At 50.7% G+C, this 17203-nt stretch carries 15 protein-coding genes; 8 read left to right on the top strand and 7 right to left on the bottom strand.

Annotated elements, in window-relative coordinates; genetic code table 11:
• Nucleotides 1–26: 26 nt before the first annotated feature.
• The 4 genes from ABXS70_RS16680 to ABXS70_RS16665 form a co-directional block, all read right to left on the bottom strand.
• Nucleotides 27–1133 carry a YheC/YheD family protein gene (locus ABXS70_RS16680; protein ID WP_342555183.1) on the bottom strand — a complete coding sequence of 369 codons (1107 nt, stop codon included), beginning with the start codon at nucleotides 1131–1133 and terminating at the stop codon, nucleotides 27–29.
• Nucleotides 1133–2506, bottom strand: coding sequence for a YheC/YheD family protein (locus ABXS70_RS16675; RefSeq protein WP_342555184.1), 1374 nt, complete (start codon nucleotides 2504–2506; stop codon nucleotides 1133–1135). Before ABXS70_RS16675 ends, ABXS70_RS16680 begins: the two co-directional genes overlap by 1 nt.
• 61 nt (nucleotides 2507–2567) lie before the next feature.
• Nucleotides 2568–3761: a YheC/YheD family protein gene (locus ABXS70_RS16670; protein WP_366289295.1), complete on the bottom strand. Its 1194-nt coding sequence runs from the start codon at nucleotides 3759–3761 to the stop codon at nucleotides 2568–2570.
• 30 nt (nucleotides 3762–3791) lie between these two features.
• A complete protein-coding gene (locus ABXS70_RS16665; RefSeq protein WP_366289292.1) occupies nucleotides 3792–5159 on the bottom strand; it encodes a YheC/YheD family protein in 1368 nt (455 codons plus the stop codon).
• Nucleotides 5160–5391: 232 nt separating this feature from the next.
• Between ABXS70_RS16665 and ABXS70_RS16660 the strand changes: the two genes are divergently transcribed.
• The 3 genes from ABXS70_RS16660 (at nucleotide 5392) to ABXS70_RS16650 (ending at nucleotide 7657) form a co-directional block, all read left to right on the top strand.
• The gene (locus tag ABXS70_RS16660; RefSeq protein WP_342555187.1) at nucleotides 5392–5739 is read left to right on the top strand and encodes a YlbF family regulator; all 348 of its coding nucleotides are present in this window, start codon (nucleotides 5392–5394) and stop codon (nucleotides 5737–5739) included.
• Nucleotides 5740–5849: 110 nt separating this feature from the next.
• A complete protein-coding gene (locus ABXS70_RS16655) occupies nucleotides 5850–6140 on the top strand; it encodes a hypothetical protein (RefSeq protein ID WP_342555188.1) in 291 nt (96 codons plus the stop codon).
• A 182-nt stretch (nucleotides 6141–6322) separates the two neighbouring features.
• On the top strand, nucleotides 6323–7657 hold the full coding sequence (locus tag ABXS70_RS16650) for a DRTGG domain-containing protein (protein WP_366289287.1): 1335 nt from the start codon (nucleotides 6323–6325) through the stop codon (nucleotides 7655–7657).
• 241 nt (nucleotides 7658–7898) lie between these two features.
• Here ABXS70_RS16650 and ABXS70_RS16645 read toward each other — a convergent pair whose 3' ends face one another.
• From ABXS70_RS16645 to ABXS70_RS16635, 3 genes are all read right to left on the bottom strand, one after another.
• A complete protein-coding gene (locus ABXS70_RS16645) occupies nucleotides 7899–8219 on the bottom strand; it encodes a YtpI family protein (protein WP_342555190.1) in 321 nt (106 codons plus the stop codon).
• Between the two features lie 94 nt (nucleotides 8220–8313).
• Nucleotides 8314–8802 carry a hypothetical protein gene (locus ABXS70_RS16640; protein ID WP_342555191.1) on the bottom strand — a complete coding sequence of 163 codons (489 nt, stop codon included), beginning with the start codon at nucleotides 8800–8802 and terminating at the stop codon, nucleotides 8314–8316.
• A gap of 21 nt (nucleotides 8803–8823) precedes the next feature.
• Nucleotides 8824–9153 (bottom strand): YtrH family sporulation protein, encoded by a 330-nt coding sequence (locus ABXS70_RS16635; protein ID WP_342555192.1) that lies wholly within the window; start codon nucleotides 9151–9153, stop codon nucleotides 8824–8826.
• A gap of 278 nt (nucleotides 9154–9431) precedes the next feature.
• On the opposite strand from ABXS70_RS16635, the gene ABXS70_RS16630 reads away from it, so the two are divergent.
• The 5 genes from ABXS70_RS16630 to ABXS70_RS16610 all read left to right on the top strand — a co-directional run bounded on the left by ABXS70_RS16630 (nucleotide 9432) and on the right by ABXS70_RS16610 (nucleotide 17168).
• The gene (locus ABXS70_RS16630; RefSeq protein ID WP_366289282.1) at nucleotides 9432–13625 is read left to right on the top strand and encodes a DNA polymerase III subunit alpha; all 4194 of its coding nucleotides are present in this window, start codon (nucleotides 9432–9434) and stop codon (nucleotides 13623–13625) included.
• Nucleotides 13626–13862: 237 nt separating this feature from the next.
• The gene (locus ABXS70_RS16625; protein ID WP_366289279.1) at nucleotides 13863–14354 is read left to right on the top strand and encodes a phosphatidylglycerophosphatase A; all 492 of its coding nucleotides are present in this window, start codon (nucleotides 13863–13865) and stop codon (nucleotides 14352–14354) included.
• A gap of 283 nt (nucleotides 14355–14637) precedes the next feature.
• Nucleotides 14638–14826 (top strand): glutamate decarboxylase, encoded by a 189-nt coding sequence (locus tag ABXS70_RS16620; protein ID WP_090920220.1) that lies wholly within the window; start codon nucleotides 14638–14640, stop codon nucleotides 14824–14826.
• 344 nt (nucleotides 14827–15170) lie between these two features.
• Nucleotides 15171–16064, top strand: a complete 894-nt coding sequence (accD, locus tag ABXS70_RS16615) for an acetyl-CoA carboxylase, carboxyltransferase subunit beta (RefSeq protein WP_342555196.1) — start codon at nucleotides 15171–15173, stop codon at nucleotides 16062–16064.
• On the top strand, nucleotides 16065–17168 hold the full coding sequence (locus ABXS70_RS16610; protein WP_366289276.1) for an acetyl-CoA carboxylase carboxyltransferase subunit alpha: 1104 nt from the start codon (nucleotides 16065–16067) through the stop codon (nucleotides 17166–17168).
• Nucleotides 17169–17203: the final 35 nt, after the last annotated feature.

Here is a 17203-nt window from a genome sequence, read left to right as displayed (position 1 = left end):
TTCTTTATATACAGTATTCCTGTCCGTCATTGCACAGACTGACGGGCAAGATAAGCGCTGTACTGGAAAATGCGTTCCAGTGAACGCCGTCTGATCTGTGGTTCATCGAATTTCATCGGTTTGGCATTGGCTTCAAAGAACCAGATCTCGCCCAGGTCATCGACGCCCAGATCCATGGACATTTCACCAAGTGTATGTCCTGATCCGCGTTCAACCTGTCTTGCGATCATTAATGAGGTGGACTTGACCCGCTTCATTAAAGCCGCTGTCATCTCCTCTCCGAACAACTCTGTGAGCAGTTCCTCCGGATCTTCGACACTTCCGCCGCGAGGCACGTGAGTTGTAATGCTGCGGGAGCCTGCGAGCCTTGCTCCGATTCCGGTAACGCTCCACTGTCCCTTGCCATTTTTCTGCACAAGTACACGAAGATCAAAAGGGCGCTTGTGCGAGGAAGCCAGCTCAATTCCCTGCTGCATGATATAAGGCGTATGTCCGGTTTCTTTGCGAATTCGTGCCCATAACTTGCTTAACGTGGCCGCCTTGTAGGTCATACTTCTCCGGGTATTCTGTATTTTAAGTCGGTAAGGCAGCTTTTCTTTTTCCTGGAATTTGAGCATCATGATGCCTTTGCCTGCTTTGCCGCTCTCGGGTTTGAGATACAGATACGGATAGGCGCGCAGCACGGTACCGAGTGAAGAAGCGCTGCGCATCCGCCGGGTATGCGGAATCAGCTGCTGGGTGGACTTGGATTTTTTCAGCCACTCGAACAGGTTCCATTTGTTGAAAAAAAACGGATTATACAGCTCGATACCGGACTGTCGGCACTCTTCAATTTTTCGCTGTACTGAAGGCTTGCGTTCGTCTTCCCGGTTAGGGATACGATTATACAAAACATGAGGGAGGGGAAACGGCTGTGAAGTCCATTTGCCGCTCCCTTTGTTGTACGTATATCCTTTCACGGTAGGTCCGGTCACATCAAGATCCCGAACGGTCACGATATAAACGACATATCCCATGCTTTCACCTGTTTGCAGAATATCCTGAAAGTTTTGATGATTTCCTCTGAACATGCGCCGTTGATCATGCATGGTGAGCACGGCAATCACAGGTTTGAAATCATCATGGAGGCTCATCAAATGTCTTCCTTCTTCCGGAATTTGCTCAAATACAGGCAGTGCTCCAAAATGTGCTCCACCGAAGATTTTCCCTCCAGCCGGAGTGAAGGGTGACGGAAGATGGAGCGCCCGGGTTTGGCGTTCGCTTCGAACATCCATACATGTTCCTCCTGATCAATGCCCAGATCAAAGCCAATCTCACCAATCAGATGCTGGTGCTGGGATTCAATCGCCTGGGCCAGTGTAATAGCGACGGATTTGGCCTGCTGCAGAACCTCGCCCGCACGGTCCCCGAAGTTGCGGCTGAGCGCCTGTTCAGGCGTCATCAGAGAGCCGCCGTTTTTGATGTGTGTGGTGACACTTCCTCGTCCTGCTTTCTTGGCGCCGATGCCGACTACAACCCACTGATTGTTTCCGTTTTTATGCATATGGAAACGAAAATCAATAGGGCACTCGTCAATCTCGATCAGCCGTATTCCCTGCTGCACGACATAACCGCGCAGCTGTTTGCCATGTCTGCCTTGAAGCATGCGCATCAGACTGTTAAACGAGCCAAAGCGCAGCAGGGCATTGCCGCCTTTCTTGCGATAACGTGCAAAATATCCACGTTTGGGCGAATAGGTTAAACGATAGATTCCGTTTCCGAGACTGCCTGCGGTTGGTTTATAATAAACGAACTGATGCCGCTCCAGCATCTCCTTCATCTGTTCGACCGTTGGGTTGGTGATGGATTCCGGGATATAACGCCCTGCGGTCGGTTCGTTCTCCAGCAGTTTGTAAATATCCGATTTATTGAAGAAACTCCAGTTGAAAAAAGGGATTTTGCGGCGGATAAACCGTTCCCGCAGCTGATTGATCGCTGGTGAAAAATCGGAGCGGCGGCTCGGTAAACGATTGTAGACAACATCTGGCAGGGGTACGGTTCTGCGGAAAAAAGTGCCGCTCTCATTGAGAAAGTAACCGGAGACCGTCTCGTTCTGCCAGTTGATATCTCTCGGGGTGAAAGCATAGATATACGATTTGCGGCTTCCTTCACGAAGCAGCTGCTTGATAAAACCTGTTCGCGAACCAAACGGATTAGAGCTTGAAGAAGAACCGTCCGACAGCACCCCGATGAGTGGGCCAAGCTGCACTTCATCATTCTGGAGGTTGCGAAGATAGATGCTTCCGCGTTTGGGAACGTTCATCAAGTTACGGATGCCTGATGCCAGATACAGATGCTTACCGGCTTTGCGAATGGGCTTGATCGTGGCGGGCACGCGATCACGTCCAAAACGCAGGTGTATCGTCTTTTTGCCGGACAGATTGAGGCTTTTCATTAAAGCATTGGATACGTACACCACTTTTTCGGGTTTTTGGGTGAAATGCAGATTACAAAAGGTCAAACTCATGATTTATCCTCCTATCCTGAAAAACATCCTTGTGCTCCATGGCAAGCGGGCATTACAAACCTCAGCCGCCTGGAATCGGGATACGTTTCAGGCCAGCTTTGCTGGATGAATTCGGCATTTTCATTGGACGCGAAACGTCCGCGAGAACATACTGCTGCAGCAGATAACGGGCATAAGCAAGCGGTTGTGTATATGTCAGGGCATGCATGTGTTCATCTTGTGCTTCTGCAAATGAGGTGCGGCCTGGTTTTGAGTTTACTTCAATCAGCCACAGCTGTCCGTCTGCATCGGCTCCAAAATCAAGTCCGAGTTCCGCAAGTCTGCCGAAGCGGCTCTCCAGCAGCGGAGGGATGAGAGCGGCGTAATGTCTGATCTGCAGCAGCAGCGATGCAGTCCGGACCTTTCCGTACCGTTCGATAAGATATGCTTCTGCGGGATAGGCGTTACCGCCACCATGAAGATTGGAGGTGAGAGAGCCTTCAGCACCTTCCCGAACCATGCATCCCGTCAGTGCCCAGCGGCCCTGCCCATTTTTTTGAACCAGCGCCCGTATATCAAAAGCCCTTCCTTGATGGCTAAGCTCCAGATAAGGCTGCACAATCATCTTTTGTACAGCCTGATGTGATTCCAGCCAGGAAGATACGTCTTCCGCTTGATGAAATGTGATGCAAAAGTTTTCGTTGCTCGCAGTACGACCTTCCACAATCCAGGCAGATGGCGTTTCTCCCCTAGATAGGCGAAAGGTATTCCTGCCATGAGTTCCTGAAGCAGGTTTGAAAAACAAACCTTTGGGCCAGCGTGCAAGCCATATTTTCCAGGGAACAGGCCGCCTGGCCCTGGAAGTTGGAGCAAGCAGTCCTCGAAGCGTGGTTGACCTGGATAGAACGCGATGAACTTCCCATTTGCCGGGAAGAGCCGATGACCAGGATCGCTGATAAAGGCCGGAGCCAAGAGGTAAATACATCTCTAACTGCTGCCTTGCACCTCTGGAGAGAGGACGCAGGCAGCGATTCATCACCAGATCGAGGGAAGGAATACGAATGTTCTTCCACTGCTTCTGGTGATATACGTATCCTCTGCGAATGCTGCTTACGGCGAGGTCGGCCGGAATCGGAATAACGACAACTCGTATCCCGTATCGTGGGCTTTCCACACAGAGCTGACGGCAGAATCGTTCATCCGTGAAGAGAGGTGAGCCTTCCGCTTCGCGTACCAGAACCGCCATCGTGTCCTTCTTTGGTGATGATGTGTACATCAAGCTGCACCTCCGTTAGGGAATGAATGTTTAGAAACCGGCCAGATAGGTGGAGTATTCAAGCATAGCTTTGACCGAAGGGCGAATTTTGCTCTCGCTCAGCGGTGTATTATCATTTTTGGATGGTTTGGAATTCACCTCAAGCAGCCATACACGGCCACTTGTATCCAGGGCCAGATCAATACCGAGTTCACCAAAGTGGGCAGGGATGGCACTCTCAATGCCTTTGGCGATTTCCAGCGCAGCCGTATGAAGTCCTGCATATGCCGAAGCTTTGGCGGAACTGGACAGCTGTGTTTTGGCTACGGCATCTTTAACAGTGCTGAGGCTTCCGCCTCGCGCCAGATTGGAGACATAGTGACTGCCTCCGGCAATCCGGGCAACGATAGAGGTTACGCTCCATTTACCTGTCTTGTTTTTCTGCACGAGCGCACGGAAATCAACGGGTCTGCCGCTGTGATCAATCAGGGTCAGTCCTTGCTGGATCTGATAACGCGTTGTTTTCATTTTTCCAGACATGCTGGCATACAGTTTATCCAGAGAAGCATACGATTGTCTGCGGGTACCTCCGACACTTGTCGCCAGAGTCAGATATCCTCCTTCTGGCTGACGGGAGACCCGGATAATGCCTTTACCCAGTGAGCCGCGCACCGGCTTCAGAAAAATAACCGGATAACGCTGGCACATCGTCTTAAGGGTCGCTGATGATTTGAGCAGATGAGACTCGGGCAGCACCCGTTTGAGTGTCGGGATGGACTTGAGTGCGTCAAACACCTCGTTTTTGTCCAGAAACTTTTCATTGAAGGTGTGTGTGCCGTAAAGCGATTTTACTTCTTTCATAAAATGCTGTACGCTAGGTTTGTTCTCGAGTTTACGGGACGTCAGCCGATTATTGACCACATCTGCTACAGGCAGAACGGTCTTTTTCCAGCCGTCATCATACACCCAGCCTTTCATATAGCCGGTTACTGCTCCGATGTCCTCCGGTGTGAAAAAGGATACATAGGCGCCCTGCTTCCTGCAGGCGTGCACTAATTCCTGGCAGAACATCGTAATCGAGCCAAAGGGCCGATCGGGCTGTTCGGGGTAATCCCGGCTTACCATAACGCTGATGTAAGGTCCCAGGCGAAGCGTATGGCTGGAAGCACGGTAAGATACCCTCAGGACCGAACGAGGGACAAGGCCGGTTTTGCTGGCTACCGTCTGATTGAGTCGTAATCCGTCATACCGGGGAACCGGAATAACAGTAACTTCGCGGCGGTAAGAACCGAATTGCAGCTGAAGAGGTCTTCCCGAAGGAATCTTTAGAGCCTTGAGGACCCCTTCGCCCAGCATGATGACGTCGTCCTGCAGGATGCCCGAGCCGGTAACCTGTATCGTTACTTTTTTAGTGGACATCACGGATCTCCTTCCGGGCGGCAGCTTGATGTCTGATCTTGAAGTTGAACGGCATCTGAACATGGCATGTGCTTCATCATATGAGGACATATACCCCTTGGTGATTGACCCAACCGGAATTAAATGTGTTTGATTCAGGGCGTTTTTGGGCGGCCTGATCCAGAACCTTTTGTTTGAGAACATACACTGCGTGTTCCGGCACGGAAGAACAACAATTAGAGGAGGAATTATAGTGAATATTTATGACAAAGCCAATGATCTGGCAAAAGCACTGAGAGAAAGCGGAGAGGTGGAAGAGATTACCTCTGCGATGAAATTGATTGAGGCTGATCCGGAGGCCAAAGCGATGCTGGATAACTTCCGCAACCAGCAGATGGAACTGCAGCAGCGCATGATGAGCGGAGATATGCCGGCACCGGACGAGATGGAAAAAATGGAGAAGCTCTTCGAGGTATTGAGTCTGAACCTGAACATCCGCCGCCTGTTTGATGCAGAGCGCCGCCTTAGTGTAATTATCGAGGATGTAAACAAAATTATCGCTGACAGCCTGGCTCATTTGTACGGCGGAGCTGAAGCCTAAGGGATTAGCTCGATAAGCACTAATCTGTCCGGTTTTTTTCTCTGATCCTCTCATATTCCCTCTGAATCGTTCATAGACTAGCTATATATGGAACGAAGGAGCTGTGAATAGTGAAGAGGTTGAAAAAAACAAAACATGTGATCTATCTGCTGATTGCACTGTCAATGTTGGTGATTGCACTTCCACGCATATCCTTTGCGGGCGGAATGGACTGGGTTAATATTTTTGGCATCGTATGGGTGCTGTTTTCCCTGTTAATCGTAGGTGCTCATCTGCATTTCATTCTTGGTGTGGATGAAGAGAAGAAACGTGCGCTGGAAGCTGTGCGCCGGGCGAAGCTGCGGCAGTGGGAGATGAAACTGCTGGACAAGCAGGAACGGAATGAGTCCAGCGTAATATGAGTCATGGACTGCACCGGAATAAGACCGAAATCCTGGATCAATAAGGATTTCGGTCTTTATTTGTAAGCAGGCGCATTGTGTTTTCTGAAGATTCAGGTCTGGGGCAGGGATGGGGTTAATTTCCTATAATCGTGTTATAATAGATACAGTATAGTACAGATGCAACCTTGGGGGTGGTACAGATGGACGGACAGGAAGAAAACGTCACGAAGCATGAACAGCTTCTCCAGCATATTGAACAGTTGAAGGTAGGCAGCAAAATTTCGGTGCGCGGACTCGCGCGTGAATTGGGCGTAAGTGAAGGAACTGCTTATCGCGCGGTCAAAGAGGCGGAGAATTTCGGACTGGTTGTAACCAAAGAGAGAATTGGAACCGTGCGAATTGAAAAAAGACCTCGAGGCATGTCGGAGCAGCTGACTTTTGCCGATGTTGTCACCATTGTAGAAGGGCATGTGCTGGGAGGGAACGAGGGGCTGCCGAAGCCGCTGCACAAGTATGTGATCGGGGCGATGAAAGAACAGGCGATGGCTCGTTACATTGATGCTGGAAGTCTGCTGATTGTTGGTAACAGGGAGGATGCACATTCACTCGCACTGGAGCAGGGGGCTGGTGTGTTGATTACCGGCGGCTTTGGCACAAGCAGAGACGTGAGGCTGAAGGCTGATGAGCTTGGACTGCCTATTATATCTTCCAGACATGATACGTTTACCGTAGCTTCGATGATTAACCGAGCCATTTTTGACCGGCTGATTAAGAAAAAAATCATGCTCGTAGAGGATATCATCGGGCAAAAACCTCGGCTGCAGGTACTCAAAGTAACGAGTTCTGCCGCAGACTTTCATACGCTGGTGTCGGAGACCGGAGAGCATCGTTTCCCAGTTGTAGATGAGTGGAACCGGGTCATCGGGATCGTAAGTTTGAAGGATGTTAGTGAGCTGCAGGCTGATCAAAGCATTGAAAAATGTGTAATCCGCCGCCCGGTCACCGCTTCCCTGCAAACGTCTCTTGCTTCTGCTGCGCAGATCATGACCTGGGAAGGGATCGACTTTCTGCCGATTGTGGACCGCAACCGCAAGCTGATTGCTTCCGTCACACGCAAGGAAGTGCTGCAGGCTATGCGGGATGCTCAGAAGCAGCCCCAGCTTGGCGAGACATTTGATCATTTGATCTGGAATGGATTTGCCGAGGAACGCGGAGAGCAGAATGAACTGCTGTTCCATGGTTTTATCATCCCCCAGATGGCTACGGATCTCGGTACGATCTCGGAAGGTGTGCTGCTGAATGTCATGACACAAGCAGCAAGAAGAGCAGCTTGGGACGTCACCGGCAACGACCATGTGGTTGATAATGTAACGACTTATTTTGTCCGTCCGGTGCAGATTGAGGATCAGATTATGGTGCGCCCCATGATTCTGGAGACGAGCCGACGGACATGCAAAATGGATATTGTCATCTCTCGGGAGGGCAGTGTGGTATGTAAAGCAGTCATGACCCTTCAGTCCATAGATCATGCATAGGTTAATAATAATACTTCACATATAAGGCGAATATGGTGAAGTACAGAGCGCATAGAAAAAGAGAGCATCCCGATCTGGTGTCAGACGGACCGTTGATCTGCTGTGAGAAATCCACAGCGCAGCATACGCATTCATCGTTAAAATGTTGAATGCACACGGCTTGTCTTATCCACCCTATAATTCGGAGGCGCTCTCTTTTTGGTTGGATTTGGATTATCCAGATCACCTGAATGGGAAGACGCTATGCAGGGATATCTCCGGAATGCTGTCTGAGCCTGGCGTAATAACTGCGGTTCCGAATTCCGGCAAACACGTTGTAGGCCCCCATCACCAGGAAAAGCGCTTCCACAACGACCGAAAGTGTAGAGCCTGTGAACACAAACATCAGGATCAAGGAGAGAATGACGAGCATGCACCCCATCCAGATATTTGTCCAGGAACGATATAAGCCTGCATCATTTTTGTCAGAGGTCCGGCGTGAACGGATGCTGTTCACTGCAGAACAGATCATCGCAATCGCGAAGAGGGCGATGAGAACATACTTGAATACTTCAATCAACACGCAGAAGCAGCTCCTTTTCTGAGAAACATATACTGCCCTTATTGTAGCATGTGCACATGCAGACAAGGGCAGTTTTTTTATAGTTTTCCCAGGTCTATGCCGGAACGTGCATCCGAATCTGTACCCAAACCTGCAGGACACCTTCCATGACAAGCATCGTCTTGACCTGCACGGAATACTCTTTTTCCCTGACCTTATAAATTTTTTGGTTAAGCATGATGCGTGTCATTTTGCTGTATTCGTCAATGTTGAATACATCTCTTCCCCGCAGAACCTCGAGTTCATCCCCGAGTTTTTGCAGCATCAGTTTCAGAGAGGCCTCGTCCGGACCTCGATCAGACTCTTCTGCACGGACTTTGATTTCCTTGATGACCGTTTGGCGTTTGCTGTATTTTTTCAGTGTTTTGATATCCTCCTCGTTCTGGTGCAGCTGCAGCTGCAGCTCCTGATTGTTCAGCCACAGCTTGTTGTAACTGAGGTGAAATACACCATTGTACACGACACATCCAGTGATTATTCCGAGCACAAATACGGCAGTCATGCGCATCAGGGGACGGTAACGGGAGAAGGGAGGCAGCCTCATGCAGGGTCATCACGGATCATATTAACTCCGGCCCCCTCCGCACACCCATTTCACCAGTTCCGTTCCCATATGTGCCCCCATAAAGGCCGAGATCAGATACAGGATTTGTTTGACTGCCGGTGACAGATTGCCATCCAGAAAATTGCTCTCAATCACACGCATCGGATCGATCGTACCACCCACAGCGGCAGCAAGAGCCCATATTTTGATCTTGCCGGAAATATCGAGCATGGTTTGTGTGGGAGGCTGGAGAGAAATGACCGCACCTATACCTCCGAGCATTGCACCGCCCAACACAATTCCAAATGCAATAAAAAAATCAAGGATGGCTTTGGACAAAAAAGTGCTCACTGGAAACACCCCTTTCAGACCCAGCCGCACACCTCCTGTCTTGGATGAGCAGCAGGGAGAGCAGCTTGTACTTCTATTGTATGGGCGAGCCCCCTGGCGTTATGATAAAATAGAATAATAAACTCTTTTTATAATGTGAGAGATTTAAATTCGAGCTGAAATCATTCATATAGACGCATGTTAGTCTTATTTCGAATTATTCGTTATACGTACATTAGGGCAGCACACTGCTGAGGTGCAGCGTGCTGCCACTGTAAGCGGGGAAAGGAAGTTAAAACATGAGTTCTTTTGTGCATTTGCATGTTCACAGTGAATACAGTTTGCTGGACGGCGCTGCGCGTATTCCGGATCTCGTGGATAAAGCCGCTGATCTGGGAATGACGACACTTGCACTGACCGATCATGGCGTGATGTACGGTGCAATCCCATTTTATAAAGCCTGCATGGAACGTGGAATTAAACCGATTATCGGCTGCGAGGCATACATGACGGCAGGTTCCCGCAAAGAACGGGGAAGCCGCAAAGACCAGCCAATCTACCATTTGATTTTGCTGGCAAAGAATATGACAGGTTACCGGAATTTAATGAAGCTGAGCTCGATAGGGCATCTGGAGGGCTTTCATTACAAACCGCGTATTGATATGGAAAGTCTGGCTGCGCATCATGAGGGCATCATCTGCTTGAGCGCCTGCCTGGGTGGGGAAGTACCTCAGCATCTGCTGCATGGACGTGAAGAAGAGGCGCGCCGTGCAGCGATGCGTTACAAACATATTTTTGGACCCGACTTTTATCTGGAACTGCAGGATCACGGGCTGGCGGAGCAAAAAAGAGTCAACCCCCAGCTGATCAAGCTGGCAGCAGAGCTGGAAATCCCGCTTGTGGCGACAAATGACGCCCATTATCTGTCTGAAGAGGATGCAGAACTGCAGGATGTGCTGATCTGTATCGGTACAGGCAAAACAGTAGATGATGAAACGCGTTTGCGGATCGGAACGAACCAGCTGTATTTGAAGAGCGGAGAACAAATGGCTCGTCTGTTCCCTCATGTGCCGGAGGCTGTTGCTAATACGGTGCGTATTGCGGATGCCTGCGAGCTGAAGCTGGAATTCGGCAAATCCATTTTGCCCGAATACCGACCGATGCCTGATGGCTTGACACCATCCGCATATTTGCGTCAGCTGTGTCAAGAGGGCATGACCGCACGTTACGCAGAGACGGACCGCTGGAATGACGCAGCGCTTCGAGCAGAGCTGGAGCAGCGGCTGGACTATGAGCTGCGCGTTATCGACAGTATGGGGTTCTCGGATTATTTCCTGATCGTGTGGGATTTTATCGCTTATGCCCATAGTCAGGGCATTGTGACGGGCCCCGGACGGGGCTCATCTGCAGGCAGTCTCGTTGCGTATACACTGCGTATCACGGATGTTGACCCGATGAAATATAATCTGCTCTTCGAACGATTTCTGAATCCTGAGCGGATATCGATGCCCGATATTGATATCGACTTCAGTGATGAGCGGCGTGACGAGGTTATTGATTACGTGGCAGAGAAATACGGCAAAGCCCATGTTGCCCAGATTATTACGTTTGGAACAATGGCAGCCCGGGCTGCAGTGCGAGATGTTGGGCGGGCGCTGAATGTGCCCTATGGGGAAGTGGACAAGGCTGCGAAACTGATTCCTGCACAGCTGGGCATTAACATTGAACGAGCAATGGAAGCTGCGCCGGAGCTGAAGGCGCTGTATGAGACCAAACCCAAGACACGTGAGCTTCTCGATATGGCAATGAAAGTGGAAGGCATGCCTCGTCATGCTTCCACGCATGCTGCGGGTGTCGTCATTTCACGAGATCCGCTGACGGATGCCGTTCCACTGCAGGAAGGCAGCGAAGGAACAGCTTTGACGCAGTACTCCATGGAAAATCTGGAATCGATCGGGCTGCTTAAGATGGACTTTCTCGGCCTACGCACCCTCTCCATTATAGAACGCTGTCTGCGCTGGATAGGGGAGCGTGAAGCAATCCCCGACTTCGCACGAATTGCTGACGATGACTCACTCACTTATGAGATGCTGGGACGCGGCGATACGATGGGTGTATTCCAGTTGGAGTCAGCAGGTATGCGCCGGGTGTTGAAGGAAATGAAGCCAAGTGTGTTTGAAGATATTATTTCCGTACTGGCGCTGTATCGTCCAGGTCCGATGGAGTTTATTTCGAAGTATATTCAAGGCAAACACGGGCAGATTGAAGTGGATTATCCACACGGTGATCTGGAACCAATTCTGAAAGATACGTACGGTATTATCGTCTATCAGGAGCAGATCATGCAGATCGCATCCCGTATGGCAGGTTTTTCTCTGGGAGAAGCGGATTTGCTTCGTCGAGCCGTTTCCAAGAAAAAAAGAGAAGTACTCGATCTGGAACGAGGCCACTTTGTTCAGGGCAGTCTGAAACAGGGATACAGCGAAGCTGAAGCGGATCTTGTTTACGATATGATCGTCAAATTTGCCAATTACGGCTTTCCGCGTGCTCACGCAGCGGCATATGGTGTACTTGCATTCCAAACTGCATATCTGAAGGCGCATTATCCCGTTCATTTCATGGCCTCTATGCTTACCGCTGTTATGGGCAGCCATCGGAAGGTTGCAGAATATGTTGTCGAATGCCGTCACATGCAGATTGATGTGCTTCCGCCAGATGTGAATGAGAGCGGCATTTTATTTACACCTGTTTTTGGCTTGTCTGCTGTGAACGAGATGGGTGAAAGCGGCAGATCAGGTAAGACGGAGAAAGATAACCAGAACGGCGCTGAGGGTGTGGAAACAGGGACTGGAGAAAGGTCTGCGGAAGGGCACGAAACGAGTTACGGTGTCTCCAATCTTAATGATGATGAACATGCTGAGTATGGTGAGGCACCTTTACCGGATGATCCTGGACCCATGCCGAATGATGGCGAATTTATGCGGGATGATGTATTTGTCAGCGTAAATGAAGGGAACGGAGACGGTTGGCAGACGTCGTCGACTTTGCCTGACTCCAAAGCGTCGAAGCACCCGTCAGACCCGGGTCTGGTAAGCGTTTCTGCCTCCGACAAAGTGCAGGCCCATCAGGAGCAGGATGACGTGCATAAGCAGAACCACGATCAGACCCATGGACAGAAGCAGCATGAGGAAACTGAATTACTTTCTGAAAATGGTCAGGATGCCGCTGCTGCGAATGCGGCAGGAGGCGGAGATCAGGCCGATATCTTATTGTCTTCCGGAGCAATTCGTTTTGGGCTCGCTGCCGTGAAAAATGTGGGTACGCAGGCTATGGAAAGCATTATGGCTGTAAGGCAGGAAAAACCTTTCGACAGCTTGCTCGATTTTTGTCGGCGAGTAGATCTGAGGGTGTGCAACAAACGTGTTATTGAATCGCTGATTCAGGCAGGTGCGTTTGACAGTCTGCCCGGTCACCGTGCGCAGCTGCTGGCTATGCTGGATGAGACGGTAGAAGCAGCCCTGAAATGGCGCAAGGAACGTGAGGATCTGCAGATTCAGCTGTTTGATTTTGTTGAGACGCCCAACTGGGAGATTGAATATCCTGAAATCCCGCCGTTCTCGGCGAGCCAGCAGTTGGAGCTGGAACGTGAACTGCTCGGTCTGTATCTGTCCGGTCATCCACTGGATGATTACGAAGATCTACTAGGATCGAGTGGAGCTGACCGGATCATGGAATTGACGGAGGCGGCTGACGATACGATGGCCGTCGCCGCAGGTATGGTGGTGTCTGTGAAGTCGATTACGACGAAACAGGGCAAATCTATGGCGTTCATGGAGCTGGAAGACCAAGTCGAACGCTGTGAAGTGGTTCTCTTTCCCGAGGTATGGCGGCGAAGCCAGCAGCATGTCGGGAAAGGTGAACTGCTTGTCGTGCGGGCCAAGGTGCAGCAGCAGGACGAAGGGTTCAAGCTGCTGGCTGAGGAAGTGGCGCCGCTGACATCGGCGGCACTGGAACAGCAGCTGCGCAGCCGCGAGCGCCGCGGCAGGCCCGGCAGCGGCAGCGCTTCGCGTCCGGCGCAGGCGGCTTCGCCGCAGCGGCCGGTGGGCGCGGGAGCCGCAGCGCAGCGCAGCAGCACAGGCGGAAGCCCAGGGCCTGCTGCGCTGCGCAGCGGGGCAGGTACAGGCACCGCCGCAGCTGGCGCACGCACGCGCAGTGCAGCGCCTGCGGCTGGCAGCGCGGGGCCGGGCAGCACGCCGCGCGGGGCCGAGCAGCGGGTGTTCGTGAAGCTCACCCCGCAGGCCGAAAAACCCGAGCTGCTGGTGCGTCTCAAAGAGCTGCTTCAGCAGCATCCCGGCCCGGTGGCGACCGTGCTCTTCTACGAGCAGCATCAGAAGCTGCTCGCCCTGAGCGACGCCTACCGGATCAAACCTTCACCGGCACTGTTCTCCGAAATGGAGAAGATGCTCGGTGAAGGGACAGTCAAAATCAAATAAGAGCTGAAGCAGGTGATGCCCCCGCCTTCAGCCCGGATGTCCGCCGTTCATGATCTGGAACGGCGGACATTCTTTTTTACCTGCACTTGATGGAATAGATACGGTAACAGAACCAGTTGATTCGGCTTGAAGGTGTACATTCACACATTTTATGAACATTTTGGGAGACTGCTGCATACACTTGAGAACACCGTAGGACCTTGAGGTCCTCGGGGGATTGATGCGGGAGGTCGAGATATGTCATATGAGATCGTGGAAGCCATGCTGGCTCGGCGGGGTGTACAGATTGATGCCATCGCAGCAATTGTATATCGTCTGCAAAAGGGGTACCACCCGGAACTGACCATGGACGACTGTGTAACCAGCGTAAAATCCGTTTTGCAAAAAAGAGAGGTACAGTATACGCTGTATACCGGCATTGCACTTGACGAACTGGCTGAAAAAAAGCTTCTGCCTCAGCCGTTGCAGGCTATTATGGAAGCAGATGAGTCCCTGTACGGAGTGGACGAGACTCTGGCTTTGGGGATAACCCATGTGTATGGCATGATTGGTTTAACCAGTTTTGGTTACCTTGACAAAGAAAAAATAGGCGTTATTCATGATCTGAATGAACACAATTCGGCTGTTCACGTCTTTCTGGATGATCTGGTCGCAGGTCTTGCGGCTCGAGCCTCTGCCCGGATTGCTCACAAAAATATTAAAGCCAAGAAATACCCCTCCGACCTGTAAAATACAGTAATTAAGCTCAGTATTTAGCGGTTATCCTATCAACCTGCCCAAGAGAATCAGGGGCGGCCGTGGCTGCCCCGCAGGGTTCCTTCCCTTTTAATTATGTCTGCGAATTAAATCACATTCCTATAACCATCTAGCCTGCCGGATACGGACCAATGTCTCGAATAATCCGATTTTCTCCCTAAAGGTCCCCAACCCTTCCTTGCAGAAAAAAACGGAGGTATGGTATCATTAGTCCAATATACGGGCTCTGAACATTAGCTTAGGGGGCGGACATGGCATGTGGACGGTGATTTACATTGCGCCGACAGCAAAGGTTGCGGACAAGATCAAGACCAAGCTTTCGGAAGAAGGTTTTCTGGTACAGACCCGTCCCATCAGTTTATCCAAGCAGCAATATGAGATTCGCGTCCCTTCTGGGGAGTTGGAAGAGGTTCAGGAAGTGTTAAATTCTATTTTGCATTCCTGATTCACTCGATATTGAAGTGCCTTGGCAGATGACAAAAAAGTACCATCGGTACATAAGGGACTGACCGCGGAAGCGGAGAGAGGAATCGACTTGCATGTGTGTATGCTGCTGTCCTTCCTTCTTTTTTTGTTAATCGGTTATTGCAGGCTGCATCAATTGTGCGGAGAGAAACCGCTGATTTTTGCCTTGTGCCGACGGCTTTTTTTGTTGTGGATGTCGGGCAGGTTCTACGGCATTGCATGAGTTATAAGCGTAAGCGGTTCACCGCAGCATGCAGATCAGGCTGTTGTATGCAGCCGACTGCAAACTGCGGCCATCAAATCAATGGCTGGAGAGGTGTAGTTGTGTTCAAAGATATATTCCAAAAGAAACGGAAGTACGCTACCATACCTTCCGAGCGTGCGGTTCCAGGTGAACGTCAGGAAGCCGTGGAGCGCCCAAAACGTGAAATTCCCGAAGGGCTGATGAACAAGTGCAGCAAATGCGGCACGATTCAATATAGCAAGGAATTGGAGAAAAACCTGAAGGTATGTCCTGCGTGCGGATACCATATGCGCCTCAATGCGATGGAACGTATTGCGATGGTTTTGGACGAAGACGGTTTTGTTGAGCATGATGCCGATATGGTATCGGTAGACCCGCTCGGCTTTCCGGGATACAGTAACAAACTGGAGCAGCAGCGCCTGAAATCGGGTTTAAAGGAAGCCGTAATTACAGGAGAAGGCACGATTGAAGGGCTGCCTGTCGTTGTCGCTGTGATGAGCTTTGATTTCTTCACAGGCAGCATGGGCTCCGTTGTAGGGGAGAAGATTACCCGTGCGGTTGAACATGCCATAGAGAAGAAACTTCCTTTGATTATTTTCTCTACTTCTGGCGGCGCTCGGATGCAGGAGAGCATCCTGAGTCTGATGCAGATGGCGAAAACAAGTGCAGCTTTGGCCCGTTTGGACGAACAGGGCGGGCTTTACATTTCCGTTATTACCGATCCGACGACAGGCGGAGTCTCGGCTAGTTTCGCGAGCCTTGGCGATATTATTATCGCTGAACCTGGCGCTGTATTCGGTTTTGCAGGCAGAATTGTTATTGAACAGACTATTCGTCAGAAGCTGCCGGATGATTTCCAAACCGCAGAATTCAACCTCCAGCATGGTCAGCTGGATATGGTTGTTCACCGGAAAGAACTTCGGACAACCCTTGGCAAGCTTCTCGATATGCACAGTGAAAAGGGAGGGGTCTAAATGGCGGGTGGTTTGCCATATGAAGCGCCTCTGATTGAGATGCGCAAAAAAATTGAAGAACTCGTTCAGTTCGGACAGGAAAAAGGGATCGATTTTACCGAAGAGATCGCCCGTCTGGAGGAACGTTATCATAGACTGGAAGAAGAGATTTACACAGGGATTACGGCAGCTCAAAAAATGCATTTGGCTCGTCACCAGCAGCGTCCAACCGCCCTGGATTTGATCCAGCTGATCTTCACTGACTTTATCGAACTGCACGGTGATCGTATGTTTGGCGACGATCTCGCGGTTATTGGCGGACTTGCCAAGCTGAATGGACAAACTGTAACGGTTATCGGACAGCAGCGCGGAAAAGATACGAAGGATAACATCGCTCGCTTCTTTGGGAGTGCTCATCCCGAAGGTTTCCGTAAAGGGCTGCGTCTGATGAAACAGGCAGACAAATTTGGACGTCCGATTATTACGTTTGTTGATACTAAAGGAGCGTATCCGGGTAATACTGCAGAAGAGAGAGGACAATCGGAAGCGATTGCCCGGAACCTGATGGAGATGGCCAAACTCTCGGTTCCTGTCATCGTTGTTGTCATCGGCGAAGGTGGAAGCGGCGGTGCACTGGCTATGGCTGTAGGTAACCGGGTGCTCATGCTTGAACATGCTATTTATTCGGCGATTTCTCCTAATGGCGCGGCTTCGATTCTTTGGAAAGATGCATCCAAGGCAGATCAGGCAGCGGAAGCGATGAAAATTACAGCGAAAGACCTGCTGGAGATGGAAGTCATCGAAGAGATTATTCCTGAACCGCGCGGCGGGGCCCACCGGGACTATGATGGAGCTGCATCAGCAATTTCTGAAGCTCTTGTTCGACATCTGCATGAGATGCAGGGATGGAGTGCAGAACAGCTGAAACAGGATCGTTATGAAAAATTCCGCAAAATCGGTTCCGTGACGTTTGAAGCACCAGCCCCTGCGGCAGAATCTGCGGTAGAGAGCGAGTCTATGGACGAAGCAGCGTCACAAACGGGGTCAGATTCCCTTCAGGTAGAAGCATCAGAACAGCCGCTCCAAGCAGAGCCTGTGAGAAATTTGTCGGGAAATGCAGAATAATGTGACGAATTTCCTATACAAATGATCGAAAGTAT

It is taken from the genome of Paenibacillus sp. AN1007, assembly GCF_040702995.1.
GTDB lineage: Bacteria > Bacillota > Bacilli > Paenibacillales > Paenibacillaceae > Paenibacillus.
This window is presented reverse-complemented; position numbering and strand designations above follow the sequence as displayed.